19 protein-coding genes and 1 pseudogene are annotated in these 16389 nt (G+C 69.0%); 8 read left to right on the top strand and 12 right to left on the bottom strand.

Features of this window, described 5'->3' with window-relative positions:
• Positions 1–4: 4 nt before the first annotated feature.
• Positions 5–553 (bottom strand): dihydrofolate reductase family protein, encoded by a 549-nt coding sequence (locus ACLF6P_RS19885; RefSeq protein ID WP_415951885.1) that lies wholly within the window; start codon positions 551–553, stop codon positions 5–7.
• A 47-nt stretch (positions 554–600) separates the two neighbouring features.
• Between ACLF6P_RS19885 and ACLF6P_RS19880 the strand changes: the two genes are divergently transcribed.
• Complete coding sequence (locus ACLF6P_RS19880; protein WP_415951884.1) at positions 601–1116, top strand: hypothetical protein; 516 nt, start codon at positions 601–603, stop codon at positions 1114–1116.
• Positions 1117–1445: 329 nt separating this feature from the next.
• Positions 1446–2084 carry a hypothetical protein gene (locus ACLF6P_RS19875; RefSeq protein ID WP_415951883.1) on the top strand — a complete coding sequence of 213 codons (639 nt, stop codon included), beginning with the start codon at positions 1446–1448 and terminating at the stop codon, positions 2082–2084.
• 28 nt (positions 2085–2112) lie between these two features.
• On the opposite strand, the gene ACLF6P_RS19870 is transcribed toward ACLF6P_RS19875, so the two are convergent.
• The 5 genes from ACLF6P_RS19870 to ACLF6P_RS19850 all read right to left on the bottom strand — a co-directional run bounded on the left by ACLF6P_RS19870 (position 2113) and on the right by ACLF6P_RS19850 (position 5404).
• Complete coding sequence (locus ACLF6P_RS19870; RefSeq protein ID WP_415951882.1) at positions 2113–2643, bottom strand: NUDIX domain-containing protein; 531 nt, start codon at positions 2641–2643, stop codon at positions 2113–2115.
• A 74-nt stretch (positions 2644–2717) separates the two neighbouring features.
• On the bottom strand, positions 2718–3338 hold the full coding sequence (locus ACLF6P_RS19865) for a DUF5753 domain-containing protein (RefSeq protein WP_415951880.1): 621 nt from the start codon (positions 3336–3338) through the stop codon (positions 2718–2720).
• 103 nt (positions 3339–3441) lie between these two features.
• Positions 3442–3795: an ASCH domain-containing protein gene (locus tag ACLF6P_RS19860; protein WP_415951879.1), complete on the bottom strand. Its 354-nt coding sequence runs from the start codon at positions 3793–3795 to the stop codon at positions 3442–3444.
• Positions 3792–4907: a hypothetical protein gene (locus ACLF6P_RS19855; RefSeq protein ID WP_415951878.1), complete on the bottom strand. Its 1116-nt coding sequence runs from the start codon at positions 4905–4907 to the stop codon at positions 3792–3794. The genes ACLF6P_RS19860 and ACLF6P_RS19855 overlap by 4 nt, the downstream gene beginning before the upstream one ends.
• Positions 4904–5404: an ATP-binding protein gene (locus tag ACLF6P_RS19850; RefSeq protein ID WP_415951876.1), complete on the bottom strand. Its 501-nt coding sequence runs from the start codon at positions 5402–5404 to the stop codon at positions 4904–4906. The genes ACLF6P_RS19855 and ACLF6P_RS19850 overlap by 4 nt, the downstream gene beginning before the upstream one ends.
• A 104-nt stretch (positions 5405–5508) precedes the next feature.
• Here ACLF6P_RS19850 and ACLF6P_RS19845 point away from each other — a divergent pair, with 104 nt between their 5' ends.
• Positions 5509–6846 (top strand): helix-turn-helix domain-containing protein, encoded by a 1338-nt coding sequence (locus tag ACLF6P_RS19845; protein ID WP_415951875.1) that lies wholly within the window; start codon positions 5509–5511, stop codon positions 6844–6846.
• The gene (locus ACLF6P_RS19840) at positions 6843–7661 is read left to right on the top strand and encodes a class I SAM-dependent methyltransferase (RefSeq protein WP_415951874.1); all 819 of its coding nucleotides are present in this window, start codon (positions 6843–6845) and stop codon (positions 7659–7661) included. Before ACLF6P_RS19845 ends, ACLF6P_RS19840 begins: the two co-directional genes overlap by 4 nt.
• Positions 7662–7663: 2 nt before the next feature.
• Here ACLF6P_RS19840 and ACLF6P_RS19835 read toward each other — a convergent pair whose 3' ends face one another.
• Entirely contained in the window at positions 7664–7831 is a 168-nt protein-coding gene (locus ACLF6P_RS19835; protein WP_415951873.1) for a hypothetical protein, read from the bottom strand.
• 225 nt (positions 7832–8056) lie between these two features.
• On the bottom strand, positions 8057–8452 hold the full coding sequence (gene sodN / locus ACLF6P_RS19830) for a superoxide dismutase, Ni (protein WP_415951871.1): 396 nt from the start codon (positions 8450–8452) through the stop codon (positions 8057–8059).
• Positions 8453–8625: 173 nt separating this feature from the next.
• On the opposite strand from sodN, the pseudogene sodX reads away from it, so the two are divergent.
• Positions 8626–8916, top strand: a pseudogene (gene sodX, locus ACLF6P_RS19825) (nickel-type superoxide dismutase maturation protease); the annotation flags it as partial.
• Positions 8917–8954: 38 nt separating this feature from the next.
• Here sodX and ACLF6P_RS19820 read toward each other — a convergent pair.
• Entirely contained in the window at positions 8955–9611 is a 657-nt protein-coding gene (locus ACLF6P_RS19820) for a CGNR zinc finger domain-containing protein (protein ID WP_415951869.1), read from the bottom strand.
• Positions 9612–9713: 102 nt separating this feature from the next.
• Between ACLF6P_RS19820 and ACLF6P_RS19815 the strand changes: the two genes are divergently transcribed.
• The gene (locus ACLF6P_RS19815) at positions 9714–10514 is read left to right on the top strand and encodes a class I SAM-dependent methyltransferase (protein WP_415951868.1); all 801 of its coding nucleotides are present in this window, start codon (positions 9714–9716) and stop codon (positions 10512–10514) included.
• 180 nt (positions 10515–10694) lie between these two features.
• Here ACLF6P_RS19815 and ACLF6P_RS19810 read toward each other — a convergent pair whose 3' ends face one another.
• From ACLF6P_RS19810 to ACLF6P_RS19800, 3 genes are read right to left on the bottom strand one after another with little or no spacing between them, the layout of a single operon-like run.
• Positions 10695–11447, bottom strand: a complete 753-nt coding sequence (locus ACLF6P_RS19810; protein WP_415951964.1) for an amino acid ABC transporter ATP-binding protein — start codon at positions 11445–11447, stop codon at positions 10695–10697.
• 20 nt (positions 11448–11467) lie between these two features.
• Complete coding sequence (locus ACLF6P_RS19805; protein WP_415951866.1) at positions 11468–12442, bottom strand: amino acid ABC transporter permease; 975 nt, start codon at positions 12440–12442, stop codon at positions 11468–11470.
• 50 nt (positions 12443–12492) lie between these two features.
• Positions 12493–13440, bottom strand: coding sequence for an ABC transporter substrate-binding protein (locus ACLF6P_RS19800; protein WP_415951865.1), 948 nt, complete (start codon positions 13438–13440; stop codon positions 12493–12495).
• Positions 13441–14006: 566 nt separating this feature from the next.
• Here ACLF6P_RS19800 and ACLF6P_RS19795 point away from each other — a divergent pair.
• Positions 14007–15215 (top strand): NAD(P)-dependent malic enzyme, encoded by a 1209-nt coding sequence (locus tag ACLF6P_RS19795; RefSeq protein ID WP_415951864.1) that lies wholly within the window; start codon positions 14007–14009, stop codon positions 15213–15215.
• Between the two features lie 151 nt (positions 15216–15366).
• Positions 15367–16329, top strand: coding sequence for a zinc-binding dehydrogenase (locus ACLF6P_RS19790; protein WP_415951862.1), 963 nt, complete (start codon positions 15367–15369; stop codon positions 16327–16329).
• Positions 16330–16389 lie beyond the last annotated feature (60 nt).

Below are 16389 nucleotides of genomic sequence, written 5' to 3'. Positions count from 1 at the left end.
AGCATCATGGCCGCGCCCGCCGCACGCGGAATCGCAGCATGGTGACTTCGCCCGACCGGACGTTGTCGAACGGTTCCAGGTCGATCCGTCCGAGGCGGCCCTCGGGCGCGAAGCGGACGCCGTCGCCGAGCAGCACCGGCAGCACGTACACCAGGATCTCGTCGACGAGGCCGAGCCGCAGGCACTGGGCGGCCACGTCGGCGCCGAGGATCTCAAGGTTCCGGTCCCCGGCGGCGCGGCGTGCCGTGGCCACGGCTTCCTCGACGCCACAGGTGAGGAAGGTGACGCCGGGGTCCGGCTCGTCGGGCCGGCGATGGGTGAGGACGAATCGCGCCCCGCCGTCGTAGTCGGGGTTCCCGCCGGACATGCGCTTGCCCACCTCGTACGTGCGCCGGCCGATGAGCATGGCGCCGGTGGCAGCCATGACCTCGGGGAACGTGGCCGACGTCATGTGCTCGAAGACCCAGTCCATCGTGTGGCCGGGACCGGCGATGAACCCGTCCAGGGACATCGCCCTGTTCACGACCACCTTTCCGGTGCTGGGATCCGTCATGCGAATTCTCCGGCCAGGCGGGGGGGCAGGGACCGCATCATAGGCCGGTGAGCAACACATTCTCCGGCACCGGCGCCGGCACCGGCCATGACCTGAACTTGTCCAACGGCGCCACCGAGGTGTTCATCGACGTGCTGATGCTCGCCGTGTCCGACCTCGCCTCCGAGCCGTGGGACTTCCGCTTCGCGGCGCTGCTGAGCCTGCAGGACCAGACCATCATGGGGCGCGGTGACGTCGGGTTCGACCTGACGGAGTTCGACTGGGGTGCGACGGAGCGGGAACGCGCCCGCGCCAAGGACTTCGTGCTGAGTGCCGTGGCACTCGCGGCAAGCGGACACCGCTGGAGCGAGCTGGGCTACTATCCGCCCCGCGCGCATGACTACCTGCGCCACTTCACGACCATGGTGGAGTCGTGCACCCCGTCCGCCGGCAGCGGCGCCGCAGACGGCTTTCCCGGCCCGGACGAGGCCGCGATGGCGTCGTGCGTGCGCCACCGCATCCTCACCGCGCTCCCGCTCTGGGAGGGCTGCTTCCTCTGCAACCGGCTCCCCCCGGCCTCCTGAGGACCGGGCCGGGGCCGGTCCCCAACTGCACAGAGGGCCCGGCCGAATGGCCGAGCCCTCTGTGACCGTCGCTCTGACCTGCGATGGTGCACCGATCGCAGCCCGAAACGAAACAGCCCTCGATCAGGCCTTCTTGGTCTCCTGGTAATCGGCCAGGTCGGTGTCCTGCGGGGATCTTCCCCGCGAGGTGCTGACCTGGCCCTTTGCTGATGGCTGGCGATGGGGTACGGCGGTCCTGATCGGGTGTCCTGCGGACTGTGTGCGGACTGGGGCGGGCACTCTTCGGTATTCGAATGCGCCGGCCCGCAGGGATGCCGCACACTCTCCGGATGATCGTCCTGCAGCCCGTCCTGGAGACCTGCGCCACCGATGACTTCGACCTCTGGCCGGTGGCCGAGTGTGGGGCTTACGACTTCCTTGCGCTCGGCGGTGCGCTCAGCCCTGCCGAGGTCGGCACGGCTGTCATGCGTATTGCCGAGTGCAACAACGTCGACCTGGAGGGTGAGGGGCGACCGCAACGGCCTACCGATCCGCTAGGGAACTTCCTGCACGGGCTCCTCACTATGGACAACCTTTTCGCCGCCGGCGGCCTGCGGGTGACTGATACAGCAACCGGCATCGCCCTGTCGCCGGGCTGTTGCAGCGGGCTGGACGAACGACGCGACTGGCTTGCGGTCGTCGCTGGAGATGGCTGGGCCTCCTTCGGCCATGACCCCTCTCCGCTTGCCGAACGGATGGGCGACGTGGTGCGGCTGACCATTGACGCTGAGCAGCAGGACAGCCCTGCGATCGAGCTGCCCATCATCGATCTGCGTCGCCTGCTTGCCGATGCGGAACGTGACCTGGCTGCCTTCCATCGCCTTGCCATCGGCTGGGCAGCCCTGCACTTGCCTGACCATGCTGACCCCGTTTGTGCGGCTCTTGCTCGTGCCCTTGACCTGCCCGCGCCTGCAGTCCCGAACCCGTAGGGCGACGACGTGCCCGTACCCGGCGCTTCTATCGCCAGCCGCACAGGGAGACCTCCGGGCCTCCGGTGAGGTACCGGTGGAGGGCGCTTGACGTGGTGTCCACGAAGTTCTCGGGGATGGCGTCGGCGCGGACCCAGCCGACTTGGGCGTGTTTGAGCGGTTCGCGGTTCTCGGGCTCGCCTGCCCACTCGTGGGCGACGAAGACGACGGTGAGGAAGCCGTTGGGGGCCTCCACCCCCCAGGCGCCGTGGATGATGTGGGCGACCTTGAGGGACTCGGGCTTCACTGTGAGGCCGGTCTCCTCGTACAGCTCGCGGACCGCAGTTTCAGTGATGGGTTCGCCCAGTTCGCTCTTGCCGACGGGGAGGTCCCACATGCCCTGGGCGAACTTGGCGTTCTCGCTGCGCTGGAGGAGGACGACGCGGTTGGTGGCCTTGTCGTGGACGATGACAGCCGCGACCAGCAGGGTCATCGATTCGAGCGCCGGCTTGAGGGCCTTCGGTTGGCCGTCGGCCTGCTGGGTCACAGGGTTCCCTTCGTCGGACCGGCTGTCGGGCATGTGAGGGGCGGGACGGTCTGATCGGGTGCGCTGCAGACCGTTGCGGCGCTCCGGCCGTTGGTGCGTCGAGGGGACTACTGCGGGAGCGGGGTGTTGGTCCAGAAGGAGTGGGCCTTCCTCAGGAGATCCTCGGCGGCGTCGCCGTACGCTGCCGCACTGCTCAGGGCGGCGAAGGCCTTGCTGTAGAGGTCGAGTTCGCTCTGTTCCGTGATGTCCACGGAGGAGGAGACGAGTTCGACGTGGGCCCGGTCGCCATCGCCGTAGATGTTGAACGCGTGGACGGGGAACAGGTCCACCCGTGCGGTGGAGGGAAGGATCCCGAGTGTGAGAGAAGCCAGGTCGAGCTCTCGCAGGAGGCGCTCGATCTGTTCTTGCATGACTTCGGGTCCGCCGATGTTCGTGTAGAGCGCCTGCTCCCCGACGACGACGTCGTAGTGGTGCTCGCCGTCGTACAGAACCTCCTGTCGCTGCATGCGCCTGGCGACGCCTGCCGGTACGTCGTTCGGGATGCCGAGGAAGTCGACGACCTGGCCGAGGATCACGGTGGCGTACGCCTCGGTCTGGAGCGTGCCCCAGATCATCGTGGGCACGTACGCCTTGCCTTCGCGCGTGCTCTGGTACCAGCGCACCACGTCGTCCTGAGTCGCTTCCGTACCGGTGGACAGACGATCCGTCCAGCGAACTGAACTGGTCACCGCATCCCCTCCTGGGTGGTGCCGCCGGGGGCGGCTTCGATGGGCGTTGCCGTTCCGGTCGAGGATGGCTCCGAGTATCCGATCTTGTAAGAGCGGGAATCGGTCAGGCCATGCGCTTGATCTCGATGGCGAGGGCTCCGAGGGCTTCCTTCTCGGGCCCGTAGATGGTGCGGATGTTGGCCAGCTGCTGGTCGCGGGTGGCGGTCGGGTTGACGCTGGAGGGGCCTTCGCCGTCGAGGAGGGCCTCGAAGTCGGGGTACTCCGTGACCTGGAGGACTTCGACGTCGCAGGTTTCGTCAGTGTCCTTGATGCGGAAGCGGATGGTGTCGCCGACGGCGAGGTCGGCGAGGTGCGGGTACTTGACCCGCACCTCGATGGTCTTGGTGCCCGCGGCGACGAGCTCGAAGTACTGGCGGTAGAGGTTGAGCTCGCGGACGCGGGCGGTGCGGTCGGTCATCGGGAGGGAACGCTCCTGAGGGACGGTGCGGTGATCAGGCGGCCGATTTCGGCGGCCGAGTACGAGCGGAAGAAGTGGCGGGGGGCGGAGAGCAGGGTCTCGGCCATGGCGAGCAGCTGGTCGGCGTACTCGGTGGCGGTGCCGGGCCACTGCCGGGTGTCGAGCATCCAAGGGGCGGCGCCCTCGGGCAAGGGGGCACGGCCTTCTCGTATGAGGGATTTCGACAGCTTGGCGCCGGTGTCGGTGACGACCTGGGGGCAGAACAGGCGGGCAGGGAGCTGGGCGCGGGTGAGGCCCACGGCCTGGAGGGCCTCGTCGACGAGGTGGGAGCCGAAGACCCAGTCGCCGCCCTTGATCATGACGTGCAGGGTGCCCTGCGGGCTGGTCAGGGCGAGTTCCTTGACCAGGTTGCGATAGAGGGTGGCCAGGTCGAGGTAGCCGCCGGCGGTGGGCGTGATGGTGGCCTCGTACGGGCCGTGGTGGAGGCAGACGGCGGAGACCACCGCCGACTCGGGCCCGGTGAGGCGGACCCGGGTGCGTTCGGCGTGCTTCTCCGCCCAGCCGCAGGCGGGGCGCGGGCAGGGGACGCGGAGGTGCGGGGTTCCGGTGGAGGGAGCGAGCCACCAGCGGGCGGCGTCGATGCGGGGGAGGAGCCGGAGCCACGTGCGGCGGTAGTGCTCGCCGGCCTGCTGCTGGGTGTACGTCTCGATGCGGTGCGGGATGCCCAGGCGCCTGGACAGAGCGGTGAAGAGGGGCTGGTAGAGGGCGGTGACGATGTCGAGCAGGGCCTGCTCGACGAGGGCCTGGGCGTAGGCGCGCTGGTAGCGGTTGCCGCTGGCCGGGTCGGTGGCGAGCTCGTACGGGGCGTTGTCGAGGGCGCTGAAGAGCACCTCGGTGGGGAGCCCGAAGCGGTCGCGCAGTCGGGCGGCCATGGCGAAGGCCAGGGACTGCACGAGCGAGGTGCCGATGTGTGGGGCGCCGTTGATCTGAGTGCCGACGACCAGCACGATCCGCTCGGGTGGGGCAGCCAGGATGCGCGGCGTCAGGACGTCCTCGGCGTGGTGGAGGGCGTTGGCGAGAACGGTGTTCGGCGAGACGGGGTGGGTGGTCACGAGGTGTCTCCTTGGGGGCCGGTGGTGTGGGGAGGCATGGGCGCGGCCCCGTTCTTGGCACGGTCGAAGGCGGCCCAGACGCACTTTCCGGGGCCCGTCCGCTCCTTCACGCCCCAGCTGTCGGTGGTCACGGCGACGATCAGCAGACCGCGGCCGTCGACGGCGGACTCCTCGGGAACCCGCTGCGTCGGCCTGTTCACGCCGCTGTCGTGGACCTCGATCCGCAGCTCCGCGTCGAGGGACTCGACCCGTACCAGGACCAGCCGGCCCACGGGGACCCCGTGCAGCACGGCGTTGGTGACGAGCTCCGAGGTGCACAGCCGCATGTCGTCGAGGCGGCTCGTCTCACCCCATTCGGTCAGCGTGGCGGCGACGAAGTCGCGAGCGGTACGCGGCGTGGTCCGACGGCGGGGGAAGAGCATGGTGCGGTGCCGGCCCGTGCCCGGAAGGAGGTCCGGGGCGGCGTCGGTCGTCTGGTTGGTGAGTCTGCTTGCCATGGTCAACAGCAAAGCGACTTAACTCATTTGGGTCGGGAGCCAGCACGGGGGCCAAGACGGGGGCCACTATGGGGGCCAGAGGTCACGTGTTCCTGAGGGACGGCATGGGCGACACCGGGATCGGCGCCTTGCTCGTCCGGCTGCGTACTGAGCGCGGCTGGAGCCAGCAGAGGGTTGCCGACGAGTACAACGCCCTGGAGGGGCGTTCTGCGAAGACCGGCAAGGAGATCGGGCGGTACGAGCGCGAAGCGCGAGTTCCTGTTCCCTACGCCCGGAAGTACCTGGCGCAGGTCTTCGGTGTCGATGTCGCCGTACTCGACCAAGCCGTTGCCATCAGCAAGAGGCAGCGGGACGGGGCTGACGCCGCTGAGGTCGAGACCGTGCCATCGGTGCTGCCGTCCAAAGACACTCACGTCCGTGAAGTCCCGCTCTCGGAGGACGCGGTGCGGTCGGCGGACTTCGCCCGCTTCATCGCGCAGCGGAACGCCGACAAGTTCGTCGTCGAGCAGTTGGAGGCAGACGTCGGCCGGCTCGCCCGTACGTACGTCAGCCACCCGCTGATGGAGCAGTACGTTGAGATCAGGCGGTTACGGGACGGGGCCTTCGAGCTGCTGCGCGGGCGTCAACACCCTCGGCAGACCACTGACCTCTACCTCTCCGCTGCTCGCCTCTGCGGCCTGTCCGCGCACGTCTGCCTCGACCTCGGCGACTACGACTCCGCCGCCACCCACGCCCGCACCGCACGCGCCTGTGCCGAGGCGGCCGGGCACGAGGGGATGCTGGCCTGGGTACGGGCCGTGGAGTCGTTGATCGCGTACTGGACAGGGCGGTACGAGCAGGCGGCCCGGCTGGCGCAGGCCGGTCGGCGGCACAGGGCCAGCGGCAGCATCGGCGCACGGTTGGCGAGTCTGGAGGCACGGGCGTTGGCGATAGTCGGCGACTCGGCAGGCGCGCTCGCCGCCCTGTCGGATGCCGAACGATCGCGCGAGGCGATCTCGGGCCGGGACGAGGTACTGGGAGTCTTCGACTTCCCCGCGGCCAAGCAGTTCGCGTACGCCGGAACGACCCTCTTGGCCTTGGGCGGGCAGGAGCACGTCCACCGGGCTATCGTCAGCGCGGAGACGGCGATCCGCCTCTACCGCAGCGCGGACGGAGATGACCAGTCGGTCGGTGACCTGTTCGCCGCGCACCTCGACCTCGCCAGCGGGCACCTGTTCCTGGGCGACCTGGAGGGCACGGAGGAGATGCTCGGCTTTGTTCTTCAGTCCTCGCCCGAGCGCATGTCGGCCAGTATCGTGCGCCGGCTCACCGTTCTCGGGCGGGAGCTGGAAGGGCCGCAGTACGGTGGAGCCGCGCAGGCAGTGCACCTGCGCGAACGACTCCAGCACACGGCCGTCCGTGCGTCCCTGCCCGCCGCCCACCCTCCGGAGTTGCCGACGTGACCGACCTGTCTGCTGCCCACGACGCTGCCGTCACCGACCGGGCCCGCCTGGCGGGCCGTGCGTACAACGGAGACCGCGACCTTGCGGCCCGGCAGTCGCTCTACCAGTGGCAGACGCCTCGGTACGACCTGCCTGGTCTCGTCGCCGAGCAGCTGGGCGACGTACGCGGGCGCGTCGTAGATATCGGCTGTGGCAACGGCAAGTTCATTCAGCGGCTCCGTCGGGACCGTCCGGACCTGTCCCTGCTCGGCCTCGACATCGCTACCGGCATTCTTGCGGGCGTCCCCGGCCCGGTTGCCGTGGCGGATGCCACGCGGCTTCCGCTGGCGGCGGGGAGGGCCGACGCCGCTCTCGCGCTCCACATGCTCTACCACGTGCCCGACATCTCCCAGGCAATCAGGGAACTGGCTCGGGTCGTAGCCGACGACGGGGTGGTGGTCGCCTCCACCAACAGCGACCGCGACAAGGCCGAACTCGACGACCTCTGGCAACGGGCCGCGGGCGAGGTCCTCGGTACCGACCGGGGCCCGGCCCGGATCTCGCTCAGTGCCCGCTTCTCTCTGGAGCAGGCCCCGGCCCTCCTCGGCGAGGAGTTTGGACGGGTGGAGGTCGCCGAACTGCCGGGGACCATCACGGTCCGCGACCCCGAGCCCGTCATCGCCCACATGGCCTCGTATCGCGCCTGGGCAGACCAGCACGACGTGCCCTTCGACGCGACCATCGACCGGGCCCGGGCCCTCGTCGCCGATCACATCGCCCGCAATGGCGCGTACGAGATCACCTGTCTTGGCGGCATCCTCGTTTGCCGCCGGTGAGATCAGTCCAGTGGCGGCCAGGGCCCGGCGAGCAGGCGTCCTGCCTCCTCGACGATTGCTTCCGCCAGCTGGTCCCGGTCGCCGCGTCGGACCGCTGCCCAGTCGTTGTAGGCGTCGGTCTTGTCGACCAGCGGCCTGAGCCACACCTCGCCGGAGATGGAGCTCAGCATTGCTCGGACGCTCCAGGAGGCGTGGGAGAAGTCGGCGTCGGACGAGCAGGGGTCCGTGCAGTCGGAGGGCCGCAGGCGGTCATCCTGACCTCGTCTCCCAAACGTCTCCCATTGGATCTTGAGACGGAAGAAGAGCCCGACTGCATACTGCGGCCGGGCTCTTCTCGTTGGTGCTCTGACCTGCCGTGCGCGCTGAGTTGGCGAGCCGGGATGGCCATGCGCAGATCAGGCCTTCTTGGTCTCCCAGAAGATCTTGTCGATCTGGGCGATGTAGTCCAGCGCCTTCTGGCCGGTGGCCGGGTCCGTCGAGCCCTTGGCGGCCGAGAGGGCCTTGAGGGCGTCGTTGACCAGCTGGTGCAGCTCCGGGTACTTCTCGAAGTGCGGCGGCTTGAAGTAGTCGCTCCACAGCACCGAGACGTGGTGCTTGGCGAGCTCGGCGCGCTGCTCCTTGATGACAACGGCGCGAGCCTGGAAGTGCGGGTCGTCGTTGGCGGCCATCTTCTCCTGGACGGCCTTGACGGATTCCGCCTCGATACGGGCCTGGGCGGGGTCGTACACGCCGCAGGGCAGGTCGCAGTGGGCGCTGACCTTCACCTTGGGCGCAAACAGGCGGGAGAGCATAGAGCTGTCCTTCCTCGTGATCGTCTTCTCACGTGGGAGGTTACTCCCCTGAGGAGTCGGTTTCGCGGGTGCCCCCGGCGGCTTAGGCCAAAAGTCCAGGGCAAGCCTGGGACCCGTGGAGGATCCCACGGCACACTGAGAGGTGGTCGGGGACACGAAGGCGGAGGTACCTGATGCGGAAGTCGGGGCGTGGCGGCGAGGACAGGGTGCCGTTCGGGATCGCAGAGGTGCACGGACCGTCGATGGTGCCCACGCTGCACCACGGCGATCAGCTGCTGATCCGGTACGGGGTGCGGATCAGGCCGGGCGACGTGGTGGTGCTCCGGCATCCCTTCCAGCAGGATCTGCTCGTCGTCAAGCGCGCCGCCGAACGGCGGGACGGCGGTTGGTGGGTGCTCGGGGACAACTCCTTCGCCGGCGGTGACAGCACGGACTACGGGACGGTGCCCGAGGAACTGGTGCTCGCCAAGGTGCTGGGGCGCTACCGGCCGCGGGCCAAGGGTCAGTTGCTGGTGTTCTGGCTGTTGTCGGCGCTGCGGCCGGTCCTCGCCTCGCGTTCGGTGCGTTCGGCCGCGTCCTCGCGTTCGGTGCGCTCGGCGGCCTCCTCGCGTTTGCGGGCCCGGTAGGCCGCGACGTTGGCGCGGGTCGCGCAGCGGTCGGAGCAGTAGCGGCGCGAGCGATTGGTCGATGTGTCGAGATAGGCGTTGCGGCAGGGGGCCGCTTGGCACAGGCCCAGGCGGTCGACGCCGTGTTCGGTGAGGTGGAAGGCTAGGCCCATCGAGGCGATCGCCGCGTAGCCGGCAGTCGCGTTGGACGGGTGGTCCGCGAGGTGCATGTGCCACAGCGGGCGCCCGTCGTCGTCGCGGTGGTCGTGCCCGGAGATCTGCGGGCTCACCGGGAACTCCAGGAGCAGTGAGTTCAGCAGGTCGACGGCGAGCGTCTCGTCGCCGCCGTCGGCCGCGTCGAAGACGGCGCGCAGGCGGGCCCGTACGGAGCGGAAGCGGGTGACGTCCGTGTCCGTGGCGCGCCGGGCCGCCGACTGGTTCGCGCCGAAGAGCGCGCGCACGGCCTCCACGTTCGTCAGTTCGTCCTTGCCGCGGAGCGGCTCCTCGCTGTTCACGAGGCGCACCGCATAGTTCGAGTAATAGGCCAGTTCCACTTGTAGTCCTTACGGATGAGGTCTATCTTCTTCGTGCGGAGGTAATGGGCTGGGGCTGCAGTCAGGCCTTACGCCCAGGGTATTACGTTACGGAGGGGATCCATGACGGACACCGGCACCGACATCGGCACCGGCACGAGCACCACCGGCGAGAGCACGCGCACCGACTGGCGCGCCTGGCAGGACAGCTGGGACCGGCAGCAGCAGTGGTACCTGCCGGACCGCGAGGAGCGGTTCGCGGTCATGCTCGACATGGTGGAGGCCTTCGCCGGCCCGAAGGCGCGGGTGCTCGATCTCGCCTGCGGTACGGGGAGTATTTCGGACCGGCTCCTCAGGAGGTTCCCCGAGGCGCGGTCCACCGGCGTCGACCTCGACCCGGCGCTGCTCACCATCGCCGAGGGCACGTTCGCGGGCGACGAGCGCGTCACCTTGGTACGGGCCGACCTCAAGGATCCGCAGTGGGCGGCGAAGCTCCCGTACGACTCGTACGACGCGGTGCTCACCGCGACGGCGCTGCACTGGCTGCACAGTCCTGAGCTCGCCGTTCTGTACGGGCAGATCGCGGGCCTCGTGCGCGCGGGCGGCGTCTTCATGAACGCCGACCACATGCCCGATCCGGCCACGCCGGGGATCAACGCGGCGGAGAGCGCGTACCGCAATGCGCGCGCCCGGCGGGCGAAGACCGAGGGAGTGCTCGACTGGACGGAGTGGTGGCAGCTCGCCGCCGCGGATCCGGTGCTTGCCGAGCCGACCGCCGAGCGCTTCGCGATCTACGGCGAGCACGCGGACGGCGACATGCCCTCGGCCGAGTGGCACGCCTCGGCCCTGCGCGAGCAGGGTTTCGCCGAGGCCCGCACGGTGTGGGCCTCGCCGGCGGATGCTCTGGTGCTCGCCCTGAAGTAGCGCACGGGGTGAGCGGCTGGGGGCTCCGTTCCCGCGCCCCCGGGGGCTGACGCGAACGGCGTGGACGCCGCGGACGACGCGAACGGCGTGGACGCCGCGAACGACGTGAACTACGTGAACGACGCAAACGACAGGGGCGGTACGGGAAGCCCGTACCGCCCCTGTCCGCATGCCGGAGTGCTACAGCACCTTCGACAGGAACGACTGCGTCCGCTCATGCTGCGGATTCGTCAGTACGTCGCGGGGGTGGCCCGATTCGACCACCACGCCCTCGTCCATGAAGACCAGCGAGTCGCCCACCTCGCGGGCGAAGCCCATCTCGTGGGTGACGACGATCATCGTCATGCCGTCCTCGGCCAGGCCCCGCATGACGTCGAGGACGTCACCGACGAGCTCCGGGTCGAGCGCGGAGGTCGGCTCGTCGAAGAGCATCAGCTTGGGCTCCATCGCGAGCGCACGGGCGATCGCGACGCGCTGCTGCTGGCCGCCGGAGAGCTGGGAGGGGTAGTTCCCGGACTTGTCGCCGAGGCCCACCCGGTCGAGCAGCCGCACGGCACGCTCGCGCGCCACGGCCTTCGACTCGCCCTTGACCTGGACCGGGGCCTCAATGACGTTCTCAAGCGCCGTCATGTGCGGGAACAGGTTGAAGCGCTGGAAGACCATGCCGATGTCGCGGCGCTTGCGGGCGACTTCGCTGTCCTTGAGCTCGTAGAGCTTGCCGTTCTTCTCGCGGTAGCCGACCAGCTCGCCGTCGACCGAGAGCCGGCCGGCGTTGATCTTCTCCAGGTGGTTGATGCACCGCAGGAAGGTCGACTTCCCGGAGCCGGAGGGGCCGACGAGGCAGAACACCTCGCGCGGGGCGACCTCCAGGTCGATGCCCTTGAGCACCTCCACATGCCCGTAGGACTTGTGGACGCCCTCGGCCTTCACCATCGGCAGCGCGGTCTGGGAACTCATACGGTCTTGCCTCCCACCTGGCTCTGCACCCGGAACGAGGTGAGCTGGGCCTTGATGCGCTGCAGGGGTGTCGGCGGCAGGGTGCGGTGGCTGCCGCGGGCGTAGTGCCGCTCCAGGTAGTACTGGCCGATGCTGAACACGGTGGTCAGCAGCAGGTACCAGGCGGAGACCACGATCAGGCTCTCCATGACGGCCAGCGTACGGGAGCCGAGCTGACGGCCGCGCAGGAAGAGCTCGCCGTAGCCGATCGCGAACGCCAGCGACGAGGTCTTCAGCATGTTGATGAACTCGTTGCCCGTCGGCGGGATGATCACCCGCATGGCCTGCGGCAGCACGATGCGCCGCATGGTCTTCGAGCCCTTCATGCCCAGGGCGTGCGCCGCCTCGGTCTGGCCGGTGTCGACCGACTGGATGCCGGCCCTGGTGATCTCCGCCATGTACGCGGCCTCGTTGAGGCCGAGCGCGAGCAGCGCGGCGACGAACGGCGTCATGACGTCGTTCATCTCGTCCTTGTAGATGAACCCGAGGTCCAGTGTCTGGAAGACGAGGGACAGGTTGAACCACAGGAAGATCTGCACCAGCACCGGGGTGCCGCGGAAGAACCAGATGTACCCCCAGGCCACCGAGGAGAGCACCGGGTTCGGCGACAGGCGCATGACGGCGAGGATCGCGCCGAGCACGACGCCGATCAACATGGCCAGGACGGTGATCTTCAGGGTCTCCCAGGCACCACGGGCGAAGGTGCCGTCGGTGATCTGCTCACCGACGACGCTCCACTGGATCTGGGCGTCGGCGAACGCCCGCACCAGCAGGGCGAGCAGGGCGATCACGACGACGGACCCGATCCAGCGCCCGTAGTGCCGGACGGGGATGGCCTTGATGGCCTCGGGGGGGACGGTCTTCGAGACGGCGGTCGCACCGGGGCGGTCCGGGGGGACCGCGTCGGGGACCTTGTCGAGGGGGTCAGTCACAGAGCTACTGCCTTTGTCTTACGGAGCGGGGGGAGCGGAGCGCGGCCGGCTCAGCTGCCCGCGTTGATGGTGACCGTCTCGATGGCGCCGGACTCGGCCTTCCACTTCTTCAGGACCTCGCCGTAGGTGCCGTCCTCGATGATCTTCTCGACGGCGGCCTTGATCGCGTCCCGCAGCTCGGTGTTCTTCTTGCTGACCGCGATGCCGTACGGGGCGGCGTCGATCTGGTCGCCGACGACCTCGAAGAGCTTGCCGTCGCCGGCCTCCAGCTCGTTGTACAGCGCCACCGGGAAGTCCGTGATCACGGCGTCGGCGCGCTTGGTCTGGAGCTGCGTGATGGAGTCGGTGTCCTGGTCGGAGATGAACTCCTTGATCTTCTTGTCGCCGCACTTGTCCTGGGTGGCCTTGAGGAGGTCCTCGTTGGCCGTGCCGCGCTGGGCGGCGACGGTCAGACCGCACAGGTCGTCCAGGCCGTTGATGCTCTTCGGGTTGCCCTTGTGGGTCAGGATCGCCGAGCCGGCCTTGAAGTAGTTCACGAAGTCGGCGCCGCCCTTGGCGTCGTCGCTCGCGCCCTGCTGGCGCTCCTTGGTGTCGGTCATCGACGACATGACGATGTCGTGACGGCCGTTGTTCATGCCGAGGACGAGCTGGTCGAAGGTGGCGTTCTCGAACTTGAACTCGACGCCGAGGACCTCGCCCATCGCCTTGCCGAGGTCGATGTCCACGCCGGCCGGCTTGTTGTTCTCGTCCATGAACTCCATGGGCGCGTACGCGATGTCCGAGCCGACCTTGATGACGCCCGCGTCGCGGATGCTCTGGGGCAGCTTGTCCGCGAGCGGGGCGGCCTCGGTGCCGGCGCTCTTGGTGGGCTCGTCCGAGCCGCTGTCCTCGGTCTGGTCCCCGCACCCGGTCAGGAGCATGGCTCCGGCGACCGCGATGGCGCCGACCGCGGCGAGCCGGGACTTGGCGGTCGTACGACGAATGGTGCTTGCGGCCATGAGGGTCCTCCGGCAGATGCGTGCTGATGAGGCGTTTGAGGTGTTCAGCGGTCGAAGCACACGATTTCGGGTACCGCGACCTTGTGTGATTACGGCATCTTGCCATTCGGACGGGCGGATTCAGGGGGCTGCCGATGTCAAAATCGGATAACGGGTGCCGGTCGGGAGGTCGGACCCCTTGATTTCAAGGGTGAGCGCCTGTCTCCGTATGCGCTCGGTGTGGCCCCGCTGAACGGATGAAGTCCGCTTGATCCCGAGTTGATCCGAGATCCCGGGTGGTTTGCCCCGAGGTCCGGGCGAGCCGATTGGACTTTCCTCCCAATTCGGGCATCCGGCCTGCGGCTGAGGCGAATCTCTCTCGTGCGCGGCCAGGTTCATCCTGTACAAAAGAGCGTTACACCCCTCATCCGGGGACCAGGGCGCGTGTGCGGCGCGCCCGCGCGCAGACAGCTTCCTCCCGGCAGGGAGGGGCATCGCCCAACGGCGAGGCGTCTGCGCGGTGCCCGCCCACTCCTGAACAGGGAGTGGCAACCCTCAACGATTGAACCTTTAAGGGGTCAGACAAAGTGGCAGCGGAGATCGTCAATCCTCGCAGCGACGCCGGGACGCACGGGGCCGACGAGCCCTTCGACCCGGCCTTCGCGCTCCACCGCGGCGGCAAGATGGCTGTTCAGGCCACTGTGCCGGTCCGCGACAAGGACGACCTGTCCCTCGCGTACACGCCTGGCGTCGCCAAGGTGTGCAGCGCCATCGCCGAGCAGCCGGAGCTCGTCCACGACTACACGTGGACCTCCAACGTCGTGGCCGTCGTCACCGACGGTACGGCCGTGCTCGGTCTCGGTGACATCGGTCCTTCCGCCTCCCTTCCGGTCATGGAGGGCAAGGCGATTCTGTTCAAGCAGTTCGGCGGCGTGGACGCGGTCCCGCTGGCCCTGGCCACCACCTCGGTGGACGAGATCGTCGAGACCGTCAAGCGGCTCGCCCCTTCCTTCGGTGGTGTGAACCTCGAGGACATCTCGGCGCCGCGCTGCTTCGAGATCGAGAAGCGGCTCCAGGAGGAGCTGGACATCCCGGTCTTCCACGACGACCAGCACGGCACGGCCATCGTCACGCTGGCCGCGCTGCGCAACGCCGCGAAGCTCACCGGCCGTACGCTCGGCGAGCTGCGCGCGGTGATCTCGGGCGCCGGTGCGGCCGGGGTGGCCATCGCCAAGTTCCTGCTCGAAGCGGGGATCGGGGACGTGGCCGTCGCCGACCGCAAGGGTGTCGTCAGCCGTGACCGTGACGACCTGACGCCGGTCAAGCGCGAGCTGGCCGAGCTGACGAACAAGGCCGGCATCTCCGGGTCCCTCGAATCCGCCCTCGCCGGTGCCGATGTCTTCATCGGCGTCTCCGGCGGTACGGTGCCGGAGCCGGCGGTCGCGTCGATGGCGCCGGACGCGTTCGTCTTCGCCATGGCCAACCCGAGCCCCGAGGTGCACCCCGACGTCGCCCACAAGTACGCGGCGGTCGTGGCCACCGGGCGTTCGGACTTCCCGAACCAGATCAACAACGTGCTCGCGTTCCCCGGGATCTTCGCCGGGGCGCTGCAGGTGCGGGCCTCGCGGATCACCGAGGGGATGAAGATCGCGGCGGCGGAGGCGCTGGCCGCGGTGGTCGGGGACGAGCTTTCGGCCTCGTACGTGATTCCCTCACCGTTCGATGAGCGGGTGGCTCCTGCGGTCACGGCGGCGGTGGCGGCCGCGGCTCGCGCCGAAGGTGTGGCCCGACGCTGAGGTGCGTGTGAGAGGGCCCCGTCCGTTTGGGCGGGGCCCTTTTGCGTGGCCAGTCCCCGTCCCCGCCCCTTCCTCGCCACCCGGTGTGGCGGGCGAGATCACACCGGGTGGTGGTTACGGGGCGGTACGTGGGCGGCCTATCGTCTGGCCCATGTTCGCTGCATACGCCGCCCGAATCGACCGTGACCAGCCGCTGAACGGACTGGAGTTGGGCGAACGCCCCGCTCCCGCCGTACGGGAGGGCTGGTCGACCATCGACGTCAAGGCCGCCTCCCTCAACCACCATGACCTCTGGTCCCTGCGCGGCGTCGGCCTCGCCGAGGACAAGCTGCCGATGATCCTCGGCTGTGACGCGGCCGGCGTCGACGCCGACGGCAACGAGGTCGTCCTGCACTCCGTCATCGGCCAGTCCGGCCACGGGGTCGGCCCCAAGGAGCCCCGCTCCATCCTCACCGAGCGCTACCAGGGCACCTTCGCCGAGCAGGTCTCCGTCCCGACCTGGAACGTGCTGCCCAAGCCGAAGGAGCTCAGCTTCGCCGAGGCCGCCTGTCTGCCCACCGCCTGGCTCACCGCGTACCGCATGCTCTTCACCAACGCCGGTGTGCGGCCCGGGGACTCGGTCCTGGTGCAGGGCGCGGGCGGCGGTGTCGCCACCGCGGCGATCGTGCTGGCCAAGGCGGCCGGTCTGCGGGTCTTCGCGACGAGCCGCGACGAGGCCAAGCGCAAGCGGGCCGTGGAGCTGGGCGCGGTGGAGGCCGTCGCGCCGGGGGAGCGGCTGCCGCAGCGGGTGGACGCCGTGATCGAGACGGTGGGCGCCGCCACCTGGTCGCACTCGATCAAGTCCCTGCGCCCCGGCGGCACGCTCGTCATCTCGGGCGCAACGAGCGGAGACCGCCCCTCGCACGCCGAGCTGACCCGGGTCTTCTTCCTGGAGCTGCGGATCGTCGGCTCGACGATGGGCACCAAGGACGAACTGGAGGATCTGCTCGCCTTCTGTGCCGCCACGGGGGTCCGGCCCGTCATCGACGACATCATGCCGCTGGACCGCGCGCGGGACGCGTTCGCGCGGATGGAGTCGGGGGATCTGTTCGGGAAGCTGGTGCTGTCCGTCTGAGGCGTCGGCGCTTCGGTCCACCCCCGCCTGCTGTCAATAAAGGTTGACGCCACTGCCTCT

The sequence above is a fragment of the Streptomyces lothianensis genome (assembly GCF_047779955.1).
GTDB lineage: Bacteria > Actinomycetota > Actinomycetes > Streptomycetales > Streptomycetaceae > Streptomyces.
Note: the sequence above shows the minus strand (reverse complement) of the source record. Positions and strands in the feature narration are given on the sequence as shown.